The sequence below is a fragment of the Comamonas trifloxystrobinivorans genome (assembly GCF_043359985.1).
In the GTDB taxonomy this organism is placed as follows: Bacteria; Pseudomonadota; Gammaproteobacteria; order Burkholderiales; family Burkholderiaceae_C; genus Comamonas; species Comamonas trifloxystrobinivorans.
The window spans coordinates 146,645-164,335 of record NZ_JBHZGV010000001.1 but is presented as its reverse complement, the minus strand read 5'-3'; the positions used below and the strand labels follow the sequence as shown (position 1 = coordinate 164,335).

Genomic DNA, 17,691 nt, shown 5'->3' with positions numbered 1-17,691 from the left:
AAGGCCCGCGCACGCTTGTGCGCCGGGCGCTGTGCTTGCACGCCCCTTCGTTCACCGCCAGCCGGTGCAGGACCAACATGCTCAGTACCGAAAACCTGACCATCCGCTTTGGCGGCCATGTGGCCGTCAATGCCGTGAGCTGCAGCTTTCAGCCCGGCACGCTCACGGCCATTGTCGGCCCCAATGGTGCGGGAAAAACCACCTACTTCAACCTGATCTCGGGCCAGCTCAAGGCCACGGCGGGCTCGGTAAAACTCAAGGGGCGCGATCTCAGCGGCTTGCCCGCATCGGCGCGCACCCGTGCGGGCCTGGGGCGAGCGTTTCAGCTGACCAATCTTTTCCCGCATCTGACGGTGCTGGAGAACGTGCGCCTCGCAGTGCAAGCCGCGCATGCGGGGCCACACCGGCGTGGCCTGAACCTCTGGGGCATCTGGAGCGACTACAAAGCGCTGACGCAACGCGCCGATGCCTTGTTGGTAGATACCAATTTGCAATCGCGTGCGCAAGACATGGTTGCGAGCCTGCCGCACGGCGACCAGCGCAAGCTGGAGGTGGCGCTGCTGATGGCGCTGGAGCCCGAGGTATTCATGTTCGACGAACCCACGGCCGGCATGAACGCGGCCGAGGCGCCGGTGATTCTGGACCTCATCCGCAAACTCAAGCAGGACAAGTCCAAAACCATCTTGCTGGTGGAGCACAAGATGGACGTGGTGCGTGAGCTGGCGGACCGCATCATCGTGCTGCACAACGGCACGCTGGTGGCCGATGGCGAGCCGGCCGAGGTGATTGCATCGCCGGTGGTGCAAGAGGCTTATCTGGGCGTTGCCAAAGACAAAGACCACAGCCAGGAGGCCGTATGAGCAGCAACAGCGATACCAGCCAAGCGCTGCTGGAGCTGCGCGATGTGCACACGCATATTGGCGCTTATCACATCCTGCATGGTGTTGATCTGTCGGTGCCCCAAGGCCAGCTCACCATGTTGCTGGGCCGCAATGGCGCAGGCAAGACGACCACGCTGCGCACCGTGATGGGTTTGTGGCACCCCCAACAAGGCGAGGTGCGTTTTGCGGGCCAGAACATCAGCCAGCACAGCACGCCGCAGATTGCCGGCCTGGGCATTGCGTATGTGCCCGAGAACATGGGCATCTTCGCCGACCTGACGGTCAAGGAAAACATGCTGCTGGCAGCGCGTGCCGCCAAGCGCATTCAGGACATCGACGATGCGCGGCTGAAGTGGATCTTCCAGCTCTTTCCTGCCGTTGAAAAGTTCTGGAACCACCCGGCGGGCAAGCTCTCTGGCGGGCAAAAGCAGATGCTGGCGGTCTCGCGCGCCATTGTCGAGCCGCGCCAGCTGCTGATCATCGACGAGCCCAGCAAGGGGCTGGCGCCGGTGATGATCAACAACATGATCGATGCGTTTGCCGAGCTCAAGGCCAGTGGCGTCACGATCTTGCTGGTGGAGCAGAACATCCATTTCGCCCAGCGTTTGGGCGACCGCGTGGCCGTGATGGACAACGGCCGCATCGTGCACGCAGGCAGCATGGCAGAGTTCTCTGCCGACCCTGCGCTGCAGCAATCGCTTCTGGGGCTCGCACTATGACCAAGACCGATTTCGACTGGAAACCGCTGTTGCTGGTGCCTGTGCTGGCCCTCATCGCCTTGCCCCTGGTGGGCTCGCCCAGCACCTGGCTGACGCTCACGGTAGCGGGGCTGGCGATGGGCATGATCGTCTTCATCATCGCCTCGGGCCTCACGCTGGTGTTCGGGCTGATGGACGTGCTCAACTTCGGCCACGGCCTGTTCATCGCGGTGGGCGCCTTCGTTGCCACCAGCATGCTCGGCGCCATGAGCGACTGGACGCAATCGAGCTCCTTGCTCACCAACATGCTGGCCGTTTTGCCGGCCATGGTGGTGGCCATGCTCGTGGCCGGCGCCCTGGGCCTGGCGTTTGAGCGCTTTATCGTGCAGCCGGTCTACGGCCAGCACCTCAAGCAGATCCTCATCACCATGGGCGGCATGATCATTGGTGAGGAACTCATCAAGGTGATCTGGGGGCCGGACCAGGTGCCGCTGCCACTGCCGCAAGCCATGAAAGGCGCGTGGCTGCTGGGCGATGCAGCGGTAGAGAAATACCGCCTGTTCGCGGTGATCGTGGGCCTGCTCGTGTTTGGCCTGCTGGCCTGGACGCTCTCGCGCACCAAGATCGGTCTGCTCATCCGCGCCGGCGTACAAGACCGCGAAATGGTGGAATCGCTTGGCTACCGCATCCGGCGCCTGTTTGTCGGCGTGTTTGTCGTGGGCTCGGCACTGGCGGGGCTGGGCGGCGTGATGTGGGGCCTGTACCAGCAAAGCGTGGTGCCGCAAATGGGCGCGCAGGTGAACGTGCTCATCTTCATCGTGATCATCATTGGCGGCCTGGGCAGCACCGGCGGCGCACTGATTGGCGCTTTGCTCGTGGGGCTCATGGCCAACTACACCGGCTTTCTGGCGCCCAAGGTGGCGCTGTTCTCCAACATCGCATTGATGGTGGCGATTCTGCTGTGGCGCCCGCAAGGCGTGTACCCGGTGGCCAACCGCTGATTGGCAGGGAGACAAAGCATGTTTTTCATGAACCGACTCATCTCCGGCGACTACCCGCGCAGCAAGATTCTGGCAGCCATCCTGCTGGTCATTGTGCTGGCGCTGGCAGTGGCACCGTTTGCTTTCCCGGGCATCAAAATGCTCAACGTGGCCGCCAAAATTCTGGTGTTCATTGTGCTGGTGACCAGCTTCGATCTGCTGCTGGGCTACACCGGCATCGTCAGCTTTGCGCAGACCATGTTCTTTGGTATTGGCGCTTACGGCATCGCCATCGCTTCTTCCAAAATGGGCCCGAGCTGGGCGGCACTGGCTGTAGGCTTGGGCTGTTCTCTCGTGCTGTCCTTGTTGCTGGCGCTGGCGATTGGCCTGTTCTCGCTGCGCGTGCGGGCCATCTTCTTTGCCATGATCACACTCGCGGTGGCGGCTGCTTTTCAGACGCTGGCCTCGCAATTGTCTGACTGGACAGGCGGCGAAGACGGTCTTACCTTCAAACTGCCCGAGTTTCTCTCGCCCAGCTACGAGCCGTTCGAGAACGAAATATTTGGCGTGCTTATCGACGGCCGCATCATCACTTACTACCTCTTGTTTGTGATGGCGCTGGTGCTGGTGCTGGCCTTGCTGCGCATCGTGAACTCACCTTTTGGCCGCGTGTTACAGGCGATTCGCGAAAACGAATTTCGCGCCGAGGCCATTGGTTACCGCGTAGTGGTGTACCGCACCATCTCCAGCGTGCTGTCTGCCCTGTTCGCCACCTTGGCCGGTGCCATGCTGGCGCTCTGGCTGCGCTACAACGGGCCGGATACCTCGCTGTCGTTCGAGATCATGATGGACTGTTTGCTCATCGTGGTGATCGGCGGCATGGGCACGATTTATGGTGCGGTGATTGGATCGGTGCTGTTCGTGTTTGCGCAAAGCTACCTGCAGGATTTGCTGCGCGTGGCGCACGACGCAGCGAGCAGCGTGCCCGCCTTGGCGGCATTGCTGTCGCCTGACCGCTGGCTGCTCTGGCTCGGCGTGTTGTTTGTGCTGTCCGTGTATTACTTCCCAACCGGCGTCGTAGGGCGCTTGCGGGAAGCTGGTGCGCGCAAGCGTCTGCCGCCAAAAAACTAAGCTAACAACTGCTGTGCAAAAGCTGAGTTCGCCGCGCCTGTGCATGTGCATGTGCATGCGCCGTGCCATGCCCTGCCGGGCAGCTAAATCTGGTGATGCGCTTGCTAGCCGTATATCGCCAAAATTGAGGATGACGACCAAATGATGGGCCAGTCTCGCTACGTCCGCTGCTGCGGCTATGAAGTGCACTACATGGAATGGGGCGCGGCCGATGCGCCCGTGGTCATCGCCTGGCATGGCCTGGCGCGCACCGGCCGCGACATGGATGCCTTGGCCGAATTCTTGGTAGCGCAAGGCTACCGCGTACTTTGCCCCGATACGATTGGCCGCGGTCTGAGCCAATGGAGTCGCTCACCGCGTGACGAGTACTGCTTGCGCTTTTATGCGCAGCTGGCGCGTGAGTTCTTTGATGCGCTCCACATTGAGCGGGCGCATTGGGTGGGTACATCGATGGGCGGTGCCATTGGCACGGTTTGCGCATCTGGCTTGTTTGAGCCCGCCATGCGCGAGCGCATCACCAGCCTGGTGCTCAACGACAACGCGCCAGAGCTGGCGCAGGCTGCGCTCGAGCGCATCAAGGCCTATGCCGGGAACCTGCCAGTGTTTGAAACCGTGGAAGAGCTGGAGCAATTCTTCCGCAAAGCCTACCGTCCTTATGGCTGGCTCAGCGATGCTGAATGGACCAAGCTCACCGAAACCAGCACGCGCCGCACGAACCGAGGCTTGGTGACGCCGCACTACGACCCGGCCATCATCGGGCAGTTCAGCGAGCACGAGAACGACTACCTGATCTGGCCTCACTACGATGCGCTGGACATACCGGTACTGCTGCTGCGCGGCGTGGAATCAGACCTGGTGCTCAAGCCGGTGGCCGAGGCCATGAGCCAGCGCGGGCCGGCGCTGCTCGGTAAATTTGAATGGCTGGAAATTCCCGACTGCGGCCATGCTCCGGCGCTCAATGTGCCTGAGCATTGGAATGCGGTCTTGCGCCATCTGGCCAAATAGCAGCCGCACCGATGTGGTCAGCGCATCTGGCTGTAGACCATGCAAGCCAGCGAAGCGGCCATATGCGCCGGGCCGCTGGGGAGCAAGCGGGTGCCGCGTTTTTGAAGCTGCACCCAGGCGCCATGCAGCGTGATGCTGAGCACAAAAGCGCCAAACAACACGGGCAGCGCGGCCAGCCCGAACCAGGCACCGGCCATGGCAAACGTCTTGATGTCGCCATTGCCCATTAGTTCTGAGCCGGATGCGCGTTTAATCAATTGGGTCAAAGCAAACGGCGCTCCATACGCAATGGCTGTGCTGTAAATGTGCTCAGCGGCTTGGCCATTGGCCGCGTGCAAAAGCAGGGCGCCCCAGAGCGTGGGCAGCACCACCATATCGGGCAACAACACGTCGCGCACGTTGATCGTCAGCAGCAAAAGCTGCGCAAAAAAGTACAGGCAGGCGGCGGCTCCCAAGCTGTTCCAGCCGTAGCTGGCCAGCGCCGCAAAGCAGAGCAAAGCGCCCAACGCTACTACCCAAGAGTGCGGATAGCCGGGCAGTTGGGTCCGCTGTACCTCGCCCAGCTCTTGCAGCGCATGCAGTTCTGCTTCGGCATGCCACTGGCGCTCTATGCGCGCCGGAATCCAGCGCGCCAATGGCAGCAGCACCCAGGCGGTGACGATGGCAAACGCCGCAGCAGCGGCCGCTGCCCAAAGATAAAAAACCATGACCCAGTTAGCAAAACGGCTGATTCAGCAAAGCCTGGATTTTGCACGGTTCTGCCCGTGACCTGGGTTTTACGAGCGCGAAAATGTGGCGAAAGCTCTCCGCCATCCGCAAAGCAAAACGACCGCCAGAAGCGGTCGTCGTCACAACGGTGGTTCGCGGAAAAAAGTGCCTGGCTACGCGGCAAGCCCCTGGCTGGCAAATACGACCTTTGGAGGGAGTGTGGCCTCCTAGAGTCGCCCCACGATGAAACCGGAACGGGCGGGTGCTGCTGTCGCGCTGGATGTTGGCAACAGTGGGCAGCAGCCCGTGTTTATTTGGTCAGAATCAGCTTGCCCAGCTTGGTGGCTTGCAAGCGGTAAATGGCACCGTTGTGCAAGATGGAAATGGCTTTGGCACCTTGCAGCAGTTCGCTGCTCTCCAAGGTGCCGGCTGGCTTGTGGCTCTCGGGCGTGGCTACCGTGCTTGGCTTGACAGGTGTCGCAGTGGCAAGAGGTGCGCTGGTGTGCATGGCATTCGATCAAAGGGTCAAAATTGGATCAAATGATAACGATTCTTATTTTCAAAGTCCAGCCTTGTGACCAAATACCCACATGGGTGGAGCGGTGGCAGCTTGGTTTTGTAAGCCTCGTCTCGATGGATATCTCTTTGGCAGGGTTGCCTAAGCGAAACTTATGGAGCGAGGATAGTGGCGCGACTGCACAAACTTGCCTTGCAAGCAAACTCACGGCCACTACGGCCTTGGGTGTTTTTCAGGCTATCTGACTACCGGCAAGAGTAGGCACGCACACGTGCACATATCGCCTCTTGGCCAGACCTCTGGACAAGTGCTATCTGCCTGGAAACACCGGCGGCGTTTTGCGGTAGCTGGCGGGCGTGTCGCTGAGCTGGATAGGCGATGCAATGCCGCGGTAGCCGTTGCCCATTTCCACCACTATTTGAGCTGCCTGCGCCTGTTCTGAGGCCAGCAGTTGGGCTACGTCTTGCACTGCTGCGCAGGGCACCCCTTTGCGCACCAACGTATCAGCCAGCCCAACCGCGTTTTCTGTTTGCAATGCCTCTTGCAGCAGGGAGCGCAAGGATTCTCGGTGGATGGAGCGCTGAGGGTTACTGGCAAATTCTGGTTGCTGCGCCAGAGCCGCCAGCCCCAGATGATCACAGAGAGTTGCAAACTGGCGGTCGTTGCCTACGGCCATGTAAATCGATCCTGTGCGCGTAGTAAAGGCATCGTAGGGATAAATGTTAGGGTGTGCGTTGCCGCTCAAGCGAGGCACTGCACCATTGCCAAAATAGTTGCTGGCATGGGGGTGCAGCAAAGAAACGGCGTTGGCGAACAACGTGGTTTCTACCAGCTGTCCCAGGCCGGTCGCATGCCGGGCTTGCAACGCAAGCAAAATGCCGATCATCGCGTTCAGGCCGGTGGTCATGTCTACCACCGGCAAGCCAACCCGCATGGGGCCGCTTTCTGCAGTGCCGTTTACCGACATCAGTCCGCACAGCGCTTGCATGGCGGTGTCGTAAGCGGGCAAGCCAGCCATAGGGCCGACGTCGCCAAAGCCCGATACGCGGCAGTGGATGAGGCGAGGGTTCAAAGCCGCGGTGAACTCGCGGGTCAGCCCCCATTTGCTTGCCGATTCGGGGCGAAAGTTCTCAATCAGCACGTCGGCATTGCGCAGCAGCTCGGTGAATTGCGCGAAATCCGCCGCTTGGTTGAAGTCCAGCACCTGCGTGCTCTTGTTGCGGTTGGCTCCGGAGAAGTAGGCGGATACCGGGCCCAGGTTAGGGGGCGACCAGGCTCTGGTGTCATCGCCTGCGGGCGATTCAATTTTCAGAACCTCGGCACCGTGGTCTCCCAGCATCTGCCCACAAATGGGGCCGCCCAGCACTCGGGAAGCATCGACCACTTTCAACCCGGTTAACGCGCCGTGGTGCAGTGACATGTCTCATTCCAATCGTCGTTGAACACCAGAGCAAATCTATTCGCACTCTGCCTGCCATTCATTCGAAATGCGTATCTTCAGATTCGCAATAGATATGGTTTGGACTGTATGGCTTTCTACAGTGGTGGCATAAACAAGGAGACAGCATGAAAAGATTTTTGTTAACGGCCCTCACTGCCTTGGCTGCACAAACCGCCTTGGCCGCCTATCCCGAGCGTCCTATTACGTTTGTCGTTCCCTATCCTCCGGGTGGCCCTGCGGATTTGATTGGTAGAGCGGTGGCTGTGGAAATGGCCAAACTGGCAGGCCAACCCATCATTGTGGAAAACCGTGCGGGTGCGGGCGGTAATATCGCTGGCGACTATGTGGCTCGCGCCAACAAGGATGGCTATACCCTGCTATTTGGCTCATCGCCGGTGTTGGTGATCAACCCGGCGCTCTATAAAAACCTCAAGTTCAATCCGCTGACGGATTTTCAGGCTATTGCGGATTTTGGCAGCCTCCCGAATGCCATTCTGGTTAACCGTTCACTGGGCGTCTCCTCTGTGCCGCAGTTGTTGCAACAGGGCAAGAAAGACGGGCTCACTTATGCCTCTGCTGGCAGTGGTGGCACCACGCATTTGTCCGGCGTGCTGTTCGCACAAAAAACAGGGGCTAATTTGGTGCACATCCCTTACAAAGGCTCGGGCCCTGCGCTCCAGGCTTTGTTGGCCAACCAAGTACAAGTAACCTTCACCGATATCTACACTGCCAAACCCTTTGTCGATGGTGGGCAACTACAAATGTTGGCGCTCACCACCAGCGGGCGCTCGGCACTTTTTCCGCAGGTGCAAACCTTGTCTGAGCAAGGTGTCAAGGATGTGGATGTGAGCGTTTTCTTTGCCTTGCTGGCGCCCAGTGGCATACCAGAAGAAGTCAAGAGCAAGTTGTCTCAGCTGTCGCAGGCGGTCTTGAAAGACCCACAACTGCGCCAACAACTGGAGTCTCGGGGGCTGAACATTCCAGAGCGCAATGCACCTGAAGACTTGGCGCAAAAGATGAAGCGGGAGTCGGCAGTTTGGGCGGATATTGTGCGTTCCTCTGGCGCTTCTCTGGATTGATATTGCAGGCCATGCCGGTAGCATGTGTTTTATTTGCGGGCCGGTAACCATGCGATTCGAATCCATTGAAATGCGCCATCTGCGCTACTTTGTGGCCCTGGCCGAAGAGCTGAACTTTGGCCGGGCTGCGCTCAAGTGCCATGTCTCACAACCGCCTTTCAGCATTGCTATCCAGCAGCTGGAGGCCTATATCGGTGCAGAACTGGTGCGACGCAGCAGTCGCCAGGTCAGCCTGACCGATGCGGGCAAGGCGTTCCGAGAAAAAGCCGTGCGTTTGCTGGCACAGGCTACCGAGGCTTACTCGATCGCCAACGGGGTGGCACAAGGCAAGCAAGGCATGCTGCGTATTGGTTTCCATGCTTCCATGGTCTTTCGTGGGCTGGACCGCTTGATTCGCAGGTTGGAGGAGCAAGAGCCGCTTTTGACTTTGGAGCTTTCCGAGATGTCGTCGCAAAGCCAGGTCGAAGCCTTGATTGCCGGACATATCGATATCGGCTTTGGCCATTCGGCCTTGGTGCCCGGCCAGTTATCGTTCTTGACTCTCTTCAACGAACCCCTGGTGGTCTGTTTGCCGCCCAAGCATTACGCCGCGAAGGGGCCCAGCATCGACCTGCGGCAGTTGGAGCATGAGCCCTTCATCATCTTCAAGCGTGCAGGGTCGCCGGCCTATTTCGACCAGATCATTGCCCTGTGTGTCGAGGCTGGCTTTACGCCGATGGTGAAACACCAGGTCAGCCAATGGCTCACCGTGGTCTCCATGGTTTCCAAGGGCTTGGGGGTTGCTGTCGTGCCGCAGTGCTTGGCCAACTGCGGCATACCGGCACAGTTCTTGGACTTGGCCAGTCAGTCTTCAGGCTCTCCCGTGCAATGCATGTGGCTGACCCAAAGCGACAAGCCGGTAGTGCAACGCGCTTTGCAGCATGTGCAGCAGTGTATTTATTCACCAGATACTTAGAAACAACGTCATGACTTCGTCCACAGAATTTCGCTATCCCTATGGCCGCCAGGAGCGCTACCACCTGCAGCATATTCACTTGTTTGCGCAGAACCTGGAGCAGACGCTGGCTTTTTACCAACGGTGGTTTGATGGCGAAGTCATGTGGGATGGCTTGTATGGCGGTGCCCGTAATGTGTTCATGCGCATAGGTATTGGTGCGCTGCATTTTTACGACCAGGCGCCGCGGGACATGCAGGCCAATGCATTCCACCACTTGGGTATGCAGGTTGTAGGTTTGCAAGACTTGTATGAGCGCATGCGTGCCGCTGGCTTGCACCTGCCCAACCCCATCCGAGAGTCGGCTGGTGGCGGTTATTTCATGGTGCAAGCGCCAGACCGCGTGCTGATAGAAGCGTTTGAACCCGGACCGGAGCGAGAGCCGCAAGTGCAGGCCTATTACGGTTACGCATAAAAAGCCATTTCACGTTGTCGGCACTCTCGGTTGCCCCGGCCATCCATTTGAAATGCGTATCTGAGCTTTCGTCAAAAGTATCGCACGGCTGGCCGTCTCCCGAATACTGAAGCCTTGCTGCCAGAGGCCGCCTCTGGCAAGCAGCCAACCACTGTTCAAGGAGACCCATAGTGCAGCGAATATTTGCGTTCATCATGGCCATGTTTGGGGCATGTTGTGCCCAGGCCTTTCCTGAGAAACCCATCCAGATCGTCGTTCCTTACAGCGCAGGCGGCATTGCCGACATCATGGCCCGCCGGATTGCTGAAGAGCTGAGTGCTGATCTGAAAACCCCTGTCACGGTGCTCAACAAAGGTGGTGCCAATGGGATTGTGGGGACGCAACTGGTCACCTCGGCCAAGCCCGACGGGTACACGATTCTCTTTACGCCCAACACACCGCTTTCGATCAACCCGCTGCTCTACAAAGCGCTGCCTTACAACCCGCAGAAAGATTTGGAAATTCTGTCGCTGCTGACTGAGTCTCCCATCGTGGTAGTAGCCCGACCTCAACTGGGAGTGCGCAACCTCAAGGAGTTGGCAGCATTGGCGCGCACCAAAGCTGGTGGTCTGAATTATTCGTCGGTGTCGGCCACCGGCGTGCTGACCTTGCCTATGCGCAAGTTGGAAAACGAGCTGAATTTTCAGATGACGGCCATACCGTATCCCGGTGCAGGTCAAGCCATGAATGCCGTGCTGGCTGGCGATGTGGATGTGAGCGTCAACGCCTTGGGTTCGGCTTTGCCTTACATCGTGGCGGGCAAGGTCGTGGCCTTGGCTGTGGGCACGGACGAGCGCATTCCGGAAGCCCCGAAGGTGGAAACCATTCAGGAAAGTGTGCCAGGTTTCAAGGCTTCCATCTGGTATTCGCTCTCGGTCCCTGCCGGGCTTGATGCCCAGACCAAGGCCCGGCTGCTACAGGCCTTTGACAAGCTGCGTAGCAGTACGCCGTTGCGGCAGGCCTTTGCGCGCGACTACATGACCGTACCTGCCGCTCAAACGCCGGATCAGCTCAAAACCTACCTGGCTGAGGATTTGCAGCGTTGGCAGAAGGTCATTCAGGACAACCAGATCAAGGCGGAATAAATGCATGAGACAAAGCAAACCTACCACACCGCAGCAGAGGCAACATATACGGATGCGTCTGCCTCTACCAACGCAATCAGCCTGGTACAGGCTTTGGCGCAGGCACGTAGCAATTGCCAGCAGATTCAGGCATTGCAGCCGCACTGGCATTTGCCCGATGAAGCCGCAGGCGTGCAAACCATGTTGCAGGTGGCTGATTCTCTGGGTTGGCCTCGCCTGGGCTGGAAGATTGCGGCCACCAATCCGCTGCTGCAGCAGAAACTGCGAACGGAAGGCCCAGTGTTTGGCGCCACTTTTCAACGCTTTCTACGCCACTCGCCGGCGCAAGTGGTGCACCAGCAATTGCTGGATCCCGTCATTGAATGTGAGTTTGCTTTTACGTTGGGCCGTGAGCTGCCGGCGCAAGAGGCCGATTACAGTTTTGACGATCTGGCTGCGGCTATTGGCAGCGTGCACACCTGTGTGGAAATCGCCGAATGCCGGTTTGCCCACCTGGCCTTGCCGCCTGTGCCCTATATCATGGCCGATGGTTTTGCCTCCGGCTGGTATGTGCTGGGTGAGCCCGTGCCAGATTGGCAGCAGGCATTTTTGCGGGGCGTGCGGGTGCAATTGCTGCGCAATGGCGAAGCGCATTCACAAGGCTCATCGATGGATGTGATGGGGCATCCGCTGCAGCCCTTGGTGTGGCTGGCCAATCGCTTGCGCAGACTGGGCCAGCCGCTGCGTGTCGGCGATATGGTCAGCACCGGCTCTTGCAACATCTTGTGCCGCGCGCGTGCAGGCGACCGCTTTGAAGCGATCTACGAAGGGCTCGGAAAAATCGAATTACATACCCCGTAGATCTGCCCGGAAAACGCAGGTAGTGGAGGCGGCTGCATGCAATAGCGTGCAAGCCGCATTGGCTGAACAAGACAAGGAGCAAGTCATGGAGCGTTCCATGCAGGGACTGAAGGTATTGGACTTTTCCATGGGCATCGCAGGCCCGCAAGCGGGCATGCTGTGTGCCATGCAAGGCGCAGACGTGGTAAAGATCGAAAGCTTGCAAGGCGATTGGTCGCGTACCTTGGGGCCGCAATTTGGAGATCTGACGGCCTACGCCACCGTCTGCAACCGAGGCAAGCGCTCGCTGGCGATAGACCTGAAGGACAGCGCTGCATTGCAAGCCGTGCGCATGCTGGCTCAGCAAGCCGATGTGGTCATTGAGGCTTTCCGCCCTGGGGTGATGGAACGCTTGGGCCTGGGTTACCGTGATTTGTCTGCGGACAACCCGAACCTAGTGTACTTGTCGGTCAACGGCTTTGGCAGTAACGGGCCGATGGTCGATGCCCCTGCCACTGATATCGTGTTGCAAGCCTTTACCGGCTTCATGTACACCAACTGCGGCAACGACGGAACGCCGCGGCGGCTGGACCAGTTCATCATCGACCAGACCACTGGGTTGTACGCCTTTCAGTGCATTGCCACCAGTCTGCTGGAGATTGCACGAACCGGGCGAGGAGGGCGACATATCGAATGCAGCTTGCTCAGCGCCGCATTGGCTTTGCAGGCCAGCAAGATTGCAGAGAAGCACCTGACACCGCAAGAGCAAGCGTATTTTGTGCCGCTGGGCGTCTACGCGTCAAAAGACGGTTTTGTCAGCATGTCGGTACGCACCGACGAGCACTTTGCCCGGCTTTGCCATTTGTTGGGACGCGGAGATTTGCTGCAATGTCAGCGCTACACCAGCAATGCGCAACGGGTCGCAAGCAAGACTGAGTTGGAGGCGATTTTGTGCGCTGAGTTTTTGCAATTGAGCAGCGCGCAACTGGCTGGCCTGCTGGCGCAGGCCGATATCTTGCATTCGCAGGTGATGGACTACGCCGCCTTGCTGCAGCACCCGCAAGTACAAAGCGCGCAAGCTGTGGAATGGTTGCAGCAAGACGGTATTGATGCCGCTGTACCGGTAGCCTGCATACCCGGCAGCACCGCCAGCGCCCATCCGCAGCAAGCGCCCCATATCGGCCAACACTCGCAAGAAGTGTTGGCTGAGTGGGGCGTTGGGGCGGCGTTACTGAAGGAGTTGCAGGCCCGTGGGTCTGTGCGATGTAGGCCTGATTAAGGTGCTTTGAGCCGCCAGCGTAGCGGTGTCGGCGTCGGTCAAAGCGGCTTCGCTTCAGATAACTCGCTCCGCTTGGAGTTGATCGAGGGCATGGCTGTCCAGCCCGAGCGTTGCATAGAAACTGGCGTTGTCTTGCCCGGTGGAAGGGCCGCTGCGCAGCGCGGGAGCCTGGCGCCCAGAGAACCTTGGAACGGGCGAGATGGCATCTATCATCCCCAGGGTCGCGTCTTCGATCTGGCAAAAAGCGTTGCGGGCTTGTAGATGTGGGTCGGCCATGGCGTCTGCCATATTGTTGATCTTACTGAAGGGCAGGTCATGCAAGGCCAGTGTGCGTGCCAGGTCGTCAAAGCGCTGAGTGTTGCACCAAGTAGTGATGATGCTGTCCAGCACTTCCAGGTGCTCGATGCGCGTGGCGTTGGAGGAAAAACGTTTGTCCGTGAGTAACTCCGGCATTTCCATGGCTGCACAAAGGCTGCTAAACATGGCTTCGCCAGTGGCCACGACGGTGACCCAGATGCCATCGTTTGTCTGGTAGACGTTGGAGGGCGCTGTGTAGGTGGCCCGCGAGCCGGTGCGTTCGCGCGCTTGGCCGCAGAACTGCAGTTCTGCCGGCAAGGGGTCGAGCATGCGCAGCATGGCTTCGGTCGCAGACAGGTCGATCTCTACGCCACGCTGCTCGGCTGGCGGCTGGGCATTGCGTTCTGCCAAGGCACAGGCAATGGAGAAGGCGCCAAACAAGCCTGCCAGCGCATCGCCCAGCGGATAGTTCATGTGCTGGGGCGGGCGACCCGGCTCACCGCAGAGGTTGGCAAAACCGCTCATGGCTTCGAAGATGCGCGCAAAGCCAGGGCGGCGCGCGTAGGGGCCGCTTTGGCCAAAGCCGGTGACACGCAAGACGATGAGCCTGGGGTTATGGGCATGCAGGGTTGCCAGATCCAGCCCCCATTTGTCCATGGTGCCCGTGCGAAAATTTTCTACCAGCACATCGAACTGCGGCAGCATCTGCAAGAAGAGCTCGCGCCCTTTTTGTTTGCGCACATCGAGCGAAATGCCTTGTTTGCCGCGGTTGGCGGTTTTCCAGAACAGGGGCTGGTCTTCATGCACCGGGGCCAGGCTGCGCAGCGTGTCGCCGCCAGCGGGCAGCTCCAGCTTGACCACCGAGGCCCCCATGTCCGCACACAAGGTGGCAGCAAAGGGGGCGGCAAAAACCGTCGCCATGTCCAGAATACGAACCCCTTCCAGCGGGTAAGCGGCTAGGCGCATCTCACTGGTCCTTCAGGTTGACGTTTTGCAGAACGGGCTTCCAAGCCTGTTCGTCCAACTGGATGCGCTTGACAAAGTCTTCTGGCGACGTGGCCAGCGGAGTGGCTCCCAGCTTGTGCAAGGCTTCGATGGTGGCCGGCTCCTTCATCACCTTGCTCAAGGCGCTGGACAAGGCGGCAGTGACGGCGGCTGGCGTGCCCTTGGGCGCCACAATGCCCACCCACAAACCGGTATCCAGCCCTTTCACTCCCAGCTCTTCGAAGGTGGGAATGTCGGGGGCGGACGCGGAGCGGCTCTTGCCGGTTTGCGCCAGGATGCGAATTTGCCCATTTTGCATATAGGGCAAGGTGCCGGCCAGGTTGTTGCACATGACTGGGATGTGTCCTGCCATCAGGTCGTTGACTGCCGGTGCATTGCCTTTGTAGGGCAGGTGCTGCATCTTGGTGCTGAGCCGGAAATTGACCATTTCGCAGACCAGATGCGATGGGGTTGCCATGCCCGCTGAGCCAAAGGACAGACCGCCGGGTTTGGCTGCCTCGGCAGCTTTGAGTTCGGCCAGCGTTTTATAAGGAGTCTTGCTGTTGATGGCGATCACATTGGGCAAGTCCGCTACCAATCCGACATATTCGTAGTCTTTGATGGGGTTCCATTTCAGCGTGGTGTGCACGTAAGGCAGAAACACGTTGGTCAGCCCTGCCATCAACAGCGTATAGCCGTCGGCTGGCGATCGGGCCACCTGCTCCGATCCCACCAGGCTGCCTGCGCCGGGCTTGTTGTCGACCACGATGGGCTGGCCCAGCTCTGCGCCGAGTCTGGTGCTGATGGTGCGGGTGACCAAGTCTGTGCTGCCACCGGCGGGGAAAGGCACGACCAGCTTGATGGGGCGATCTGGGTAAGCGGCATGCGCCGTTTGCAGTGCAGCCAACAGGCCAGCCGCGGCAGCGATTTTGAGGCGGAAAAATGCAGTCTTCGTCATGTTTGTCTCCGGGAGAGTTGGTGGCTTATGTCAGGCCTTGTGCTTCAAGAATCGGCGTCCGAGCGTGGCGCGGTGCAGCTCAGACGCGCCGTCGTAAATGCGGAAAGGGCGCAGCTCACGTGCAATGAGTGCAATGGGTGCGGCCTCGTCCATGCCGTAGGCGCCAGTCATTTGCGCTGCGCGGTCGGCAATGCGGTGCAAGGCTTCCGATACAAAGACTTTGGCCATGGCCGATTCTGTTTTCACCGAGCGTTCTTCATCCATGAGCGCGGCGCAATCACGCACCATCAGCCGGCAGGCGTACAGCTCGATATGGGAGTCAGCGACCATGGCCTGTATTTGCTGCAGCTGCGCCAGAGTCGACCCAAACGACATGCGCTCGTTGACATAGTCTTGGGCTAACTCCAGGGCCCGGCGCGCACGCCCCATGAGTCGCATGCAGTGTGACAAGCGGGCAGGCTCCAGCCGTTGCTGCGCATAGTCAAAGCCGCGCCCCAGCTCGCCCAAAATGGCCGAATCGGGGACTTCGCAGCCTTGCAACCGCAACTCGGCATGCCCGCCAATGGCAAACGGGTCTGAGGAATGAATGGCGCGTACGACCTGCATGCCGGGGGTGTCCATGGGGACGATGAACTGCGATGGGCCGTGCTCCGTTTGGGCCAACACAATCGCAAAGCTGGCGCCGATGGCTCCGGTGATGAACCATTTGTGGCCATCGATCACCCAGCCTGTTGCCGTTTTGCGGGCGGTGGTTTGCAGCATGGAAGGGTCGGAGCCCGCTCCTGGCGCAGGCTCGGTCATGGCAAAGCAGGAACGGATCTGACCGGCTGCCAGTGGTCGCAAATACTGCTCCTGTTGCTCAGGTGTACCTTGCGCCAAAAGGCTGATCATATTGGGCTGATCAGGCGCAGCACAGTTCATCGCCGCTGGGCCGAGGTAGCTTTTTCCAGCCTCTTCCAACAGCAACGCGCGCTGCGACCAGCTCAGGCCCAGGCCGCCCCAGGACATGGGTAAATTTGGCAGGTACAGGCCTGCATCTTGCGCCAGCGGGCGCAAGATGCTCAACGTGGCATCAAGGGCTGCCGGGTTGTGCATGTGCTCGTTGGATTCGCTTGGAATGCAGTGTGTTTGTACAAACTTGCGCGTGCGCTCCAGCAGCACATCCATGCTGACGGCGCTCATCGTGCATCTCCTTCGCGCAAGGCCAGTTTGGCGATATTGAGTTGGTGGATCTGGCTGGTGCCTTCGTACAGGCGGAAGAGACGAACATCGCGGTAGTAGCGCTCGATGGGGCTGAAATCTGCCACATAGCCGGAGCCTCCGAACATCTGTACCGCCCGATCCGCAACACGCCCACACATTTCCGAAGCGAAGTACTTGCACATCGAAGCGGGCAGCGCAACGTCTTCACCACGATCGCGAGCGCGGGCGGCTTCCACAATCATCGAGCGGGCCGCGAAGATCTCGGTGCGGCTGTCGGCAATCATGGCTTGCACCAACTGGAAGTTGGCCACCGGCTGGCCGAACTGCTCGCGCTGCAATACATGCGCTTTGGCCAGATCCAGCATTCGTATGGCTGGGCCTGTGCACAGCGCTGCCAGGTGAAGACGCTGTTTGTTCAGCACCTTCATCACGGTCTTGAACCCCACACCTTCCTGGCCGCCGATGATCTGGTCTCGGTGTACGCGGCAGTTGTCAAAGTAGACGTCAGAGACCGGCGAGCCCGCTTGGCCCATTTTGGAATAAGGCTTGCCAGTGCTCAGCCCCGGGCCGCGCTCGACGAGAAATGCTGTCAGCCCTTGGCTGCCCGTGCTTGCGGGATCGGTGCGTGCAATCACCGTGAAAACATCTGCCACTGGTGCGTTGGTGATGAAGCACTTGCTGCCATTGAGCAGGTAGTAGTCGCCATCACGGGTAGCGCTTGTCTGAATGTTGGAGGCCTCCGAGCCCGCAGATGCTTCGGTCAGCGCAAGGCATCCGGTCAGCTCGCCCGCCGCCATGCGGGGCAGCCAGCGTTGTTTTTGGGCTTCCGTACCATCGGCCACCAAAGCTTCAGAGCCAATACCGGTATTGGTGCCCACGCGTGCCCGCAGTGCGACGGAAGCCTGCGACAGCTCCATCGCGCACAGCACCAGCTCTTCGGTGCTCAAACCCAGGCCGCCATAGGCCTCAGGAATGCTCCAGCCAAAGTAGCCTTTGTCTCTGAGTGTTTGCACCATGGCGTCGGGAACCGCGTCGAGCTGCTCCACCTGGCTCTCGATGGGATGCCATTGCTCTCTGACGAATGAGCGGATGTCGCGAACCAGCGCGTCGAGTTTTTGAGGATCTTTGATCATGCGATGCACTGTAAAAATCTCTGCAAAAAACCCTGCGCTATAGTT

Annotated in this window: 18 protein-coding genes; 11 read left to right on the top strand and 7 right to left on the bottom strand. The window is 59.5% G+C overall.

Translation table 11 applies throughout. The annotated features are described in order from the left end of the window. The first annotated feature begins 77 nt into the window (after positions 1 to 77). From ACFIQF_RS00715 to ACFIQF_RS00695, 5 genes are all read left to right on the top strand, one after another. The gene (locus ACFIQF_RS00715) at positions 78 to 860 is read left to right on the top strand and encodes an ABC transporter ATP-binding protein (protein ID WP_393939223.1); all 783 of its coding nucleotides are present in this window, start codon (positions 78 to 80) and stop codon (positions 858 to 860) included. Next, positions 857 to 1,600 (top strand): ABC transporter ATP-binding protein, encoded by a 744-nt coding sequence (locus ACFIQF_RS00710; RefSeq protein WP_393939221.1) that lies wholly within the window; start codon positions 857 to 859, stop codon positions 1,598 to 1,600. The genes ACFIQF_RS00715 and ACFIQF_RS00710 overlap by 4 nt, the downstream gene beginning before the upstream one ends. Beyond that, complete coding sequence (locus ACFIQF_RS00705) at positions 1,597 to 2,580, top strand: branched-chain amino acid ABC transporter permease (protein WP_393939219.1); 984 nt, start codon at positions 1,597 to 1,599, stop codon at positions 2,578 to 2,580. The genes ACFIQF_RS00710 and ACFIQF_RS00705 overlap by 4 nt, the downstream gene beginning before the upstream one ends. 27 nt (positions 2,581 to 2,607) lie before the next feature. Next, positions 2,608 to 3,690, top strand: a complete 1,083-nt coding sequence (locus ACFIQF_RS00700) for a branched-chain amino acid ABC transporter permease (RefSeq protein ID WP_393939217.1) — start codon at positions 2,608 to 2,610, stop codon at positions 3,688 to 3,690. Positions 3,691 to 3,831: 141 nt separating this feature from the next. Continuing rightward, positions 3,832 to 4,695: an alpha/beta fold hydrolase gene (locus ACFIQF_RS00695; RefSeq protein WP_393939215.1), complete on the top strand. Its 864-nt coding sequence runs from the start codon at positions 3,832 to 3,834 to the stop codon at positions 4,693 to 4,695. 17 nt (positions 4,696 to 4,712) lie between these two features. Here the strand turns inward: ACFIQF_RS00695 and ACFIQF_RS00690 are convergent, their stop codons facing one another. The 3 genes from ACFIQF_RS00690 to ACFIQF_RS00680 form a co-directional block, all read right to left on the bottom strand. After that, positions 4,713 to 5,402 (bottom strand): prepilin peptidase, encoded by a 690-nt coding sequence (locus ACFIQF_RS00690; RefSeq protein WP_393939213.1) that lies wholly within the window; start codon positions 5,400 to 5,402, stop codon positions 4,713 to 4,715. Positions 5,403 to 5,713: 311 nt separating this feature from the next. Next, positions 5,714 to 5,911: a hemin uptake protein HemP gene (gene hemP, locus ACFIQF_RS00685; protein WP_393939211.1), complete on the bottom strand. Its 198-nt coding sequence runs from the start codon at positions 5,909 to 5,911 to the stop codon at positions 5,714 to 5,716. Positions 5,912 to 6,230: 319 nt separating this feature from the next. Further along, complete coding sequence (locus ACFIQF_RS00680; RefSeq protein ID WP_393939209.1) at positions 6,231 to 7,340, bottom strand: CaiB/BaiF CoA transferase family protein; 1,110 nt, start codon at positions 7,338 to 7,340, stop codon at positions 6,231 to 6,233. Between the two features lie 197 nt (positions 7,341 to 7,537). On the opposite strand from ACFIQF_RS00680, the gene ACFIQF_RS00675 reads away from it, so the two are divergent. The 6 genes from ACFIQF_RS00675 (at position 7,538) to ACFIQF_RS00650 (ending at position 13,071) form a co-directional block, all read left to right on the top strand. Further along, positions 7,538 to 8,440 carry a Bug family tripartite tricarboxylate transporter substrate binding protein gene (locus ACFIQF_RS00675; protein ID WP_393939207.1) on the top strand — a complete coding sequence of 301 codons (903 nt, stop codon included), beginning with the start codon at positions 7,538 to 7,540 and terminating at the stop codon, positions 8,438 to 8,440. Between the two features lie 49 nt (positions 8,441 to 8,489). Beyond that, positions 8,490 to 9,395 (top strand): LysR family transcriptional regulator, encoded by a 906-nt coding sequence (locus ACFIQF_RS00670; RefSeq protein WP_393939206.1) that lies wholly within the window; start codon positions 8,490 to 8,492, stop codon positions 9,393 to 9,395. A gap of 10 nt (positions 9,396 to 9,405) precedes the next feature. After that, entirely contained in the window at positions 9,406 to 9,849 is a 444-nt protein-coding gene (locus tag ACFIQF_RS00665; RefSeq protein WP_393939204.1) for a VOC family protein, read from the top strand. 170 nt (positions 9,850 to 10,019) lie between these two features. Continuing rightward, the gene (locus ACFIQF_RS00660; protein WP_393939203.1) at positions 10,020 to 10,973 is read left to right on the top strand and encodes a Bug family tripartite tricarboxylate transporter substrate binding protein; all 954 of its coding nucleotides are present in this window, start codon (positions 10,020 to 10,022) and stop codon (positions 10,971 to 10,973) included. Continuing rightward, positions 10,974 to 11,813 carry a 2-keto-4-pentenoate hydratase gene (locus ACFIQF_RS00655; protein ID WP_393939201.1) on the top strand — a complete coding sequence of 280 codons (840 nt, stop codon included), beginning with the start codon at positions 10,974 to 10,976 and terminating at the stop codon, positions 11,811 to 11,813. 85 nt (positions 11,814 to 11,898) lie between these two features. Continuing rightward, on the top strand, positions 11,899 to 13,071 hold the full coding sequence (locus tag ACFIQF_RS00650) for a CaiB/BaiF CoA transferase family protein (RefSeq protein ID WP_393939199.1): 1,173 nt from the start codon (positions 11,899 to 11,901) through the stop codon (positions 13,069 to 13,071). Between the two features lie 54 nt (positions 13,072 to 13,125). Here ACFIQF_RS00650 and ACFIQF_RS00645 read toward each other — a convergent pair whose 3' ends face one another. Genes ACFIQF_RS00645 through ACFIQF_RS00630 form a run of 4 tightly spaced genes read right to left on the bottom strand, consistent with a single transcriptional unit; the run spans position 13,126 to position 17,646 of the window. After that, positions 13,126 to 14,334 carry a CaiB/BaiF CoA transferase family protein gene (locus ACFIQF_RS00645; RefSeq protein WP_393939198.1) on the bottom strand — a complete coding sequence of 403 codons (1,209 nt, stop codon included), beginning with the start codon at positions 14,332 to 14,334 and terminating at the stop codon, positions 13,126 to 13,128. A 1-nt stretch (position 14,335) separates the two neighbouring features. Then, positions 14,336 to 15,310 carry a Bug family tripartite tricarboxylate transporter substrate binding protein gene (locus tag ACFIQF_RS00640; protein ID WP_393939196.1) on the bottom strand — a complete coding sequence of 325 codons (975 nt, stop codon included), beginning with the start codon at positions 15,308 to 15,310 and terminating at the stop codon, positions 14,336 to 14,338. 30 nt (positions 15,311 to 15,340) lie between these two features. Continuing rightward, the gene (locus ACFIQF_RS00635) at positions 15,341 to 16,492 is read right to left on the bottom strand and encodes an acyl-CoA dehydrogenase family protein (RefSeq protein WP_393939194.1); all 1,152 of its coding nucleotides are present in this window, start codon (positions 16,490 to 16,492) and stop codon (positions 15,341 to 15,343) included. Then, positions 16,489 to 17,646: an acyl-CoA dehydrogenase family protein gene (locus ACFIQF_RS00630; protein WP_393939192.1), complete on the bottom strand. Its 1,158-nt coding sequence runs from the start codon at positions 17,644 to 17,646 to the stop codon at positions 16,489 to 16,491. Before ACFIQF_RS00630 ends, ACFIQF_RS00635 begins: the two co-directional genes overlap by 4 nt. Positions 17,647 to 17,691: the final 45 nt, after the last annotated feature.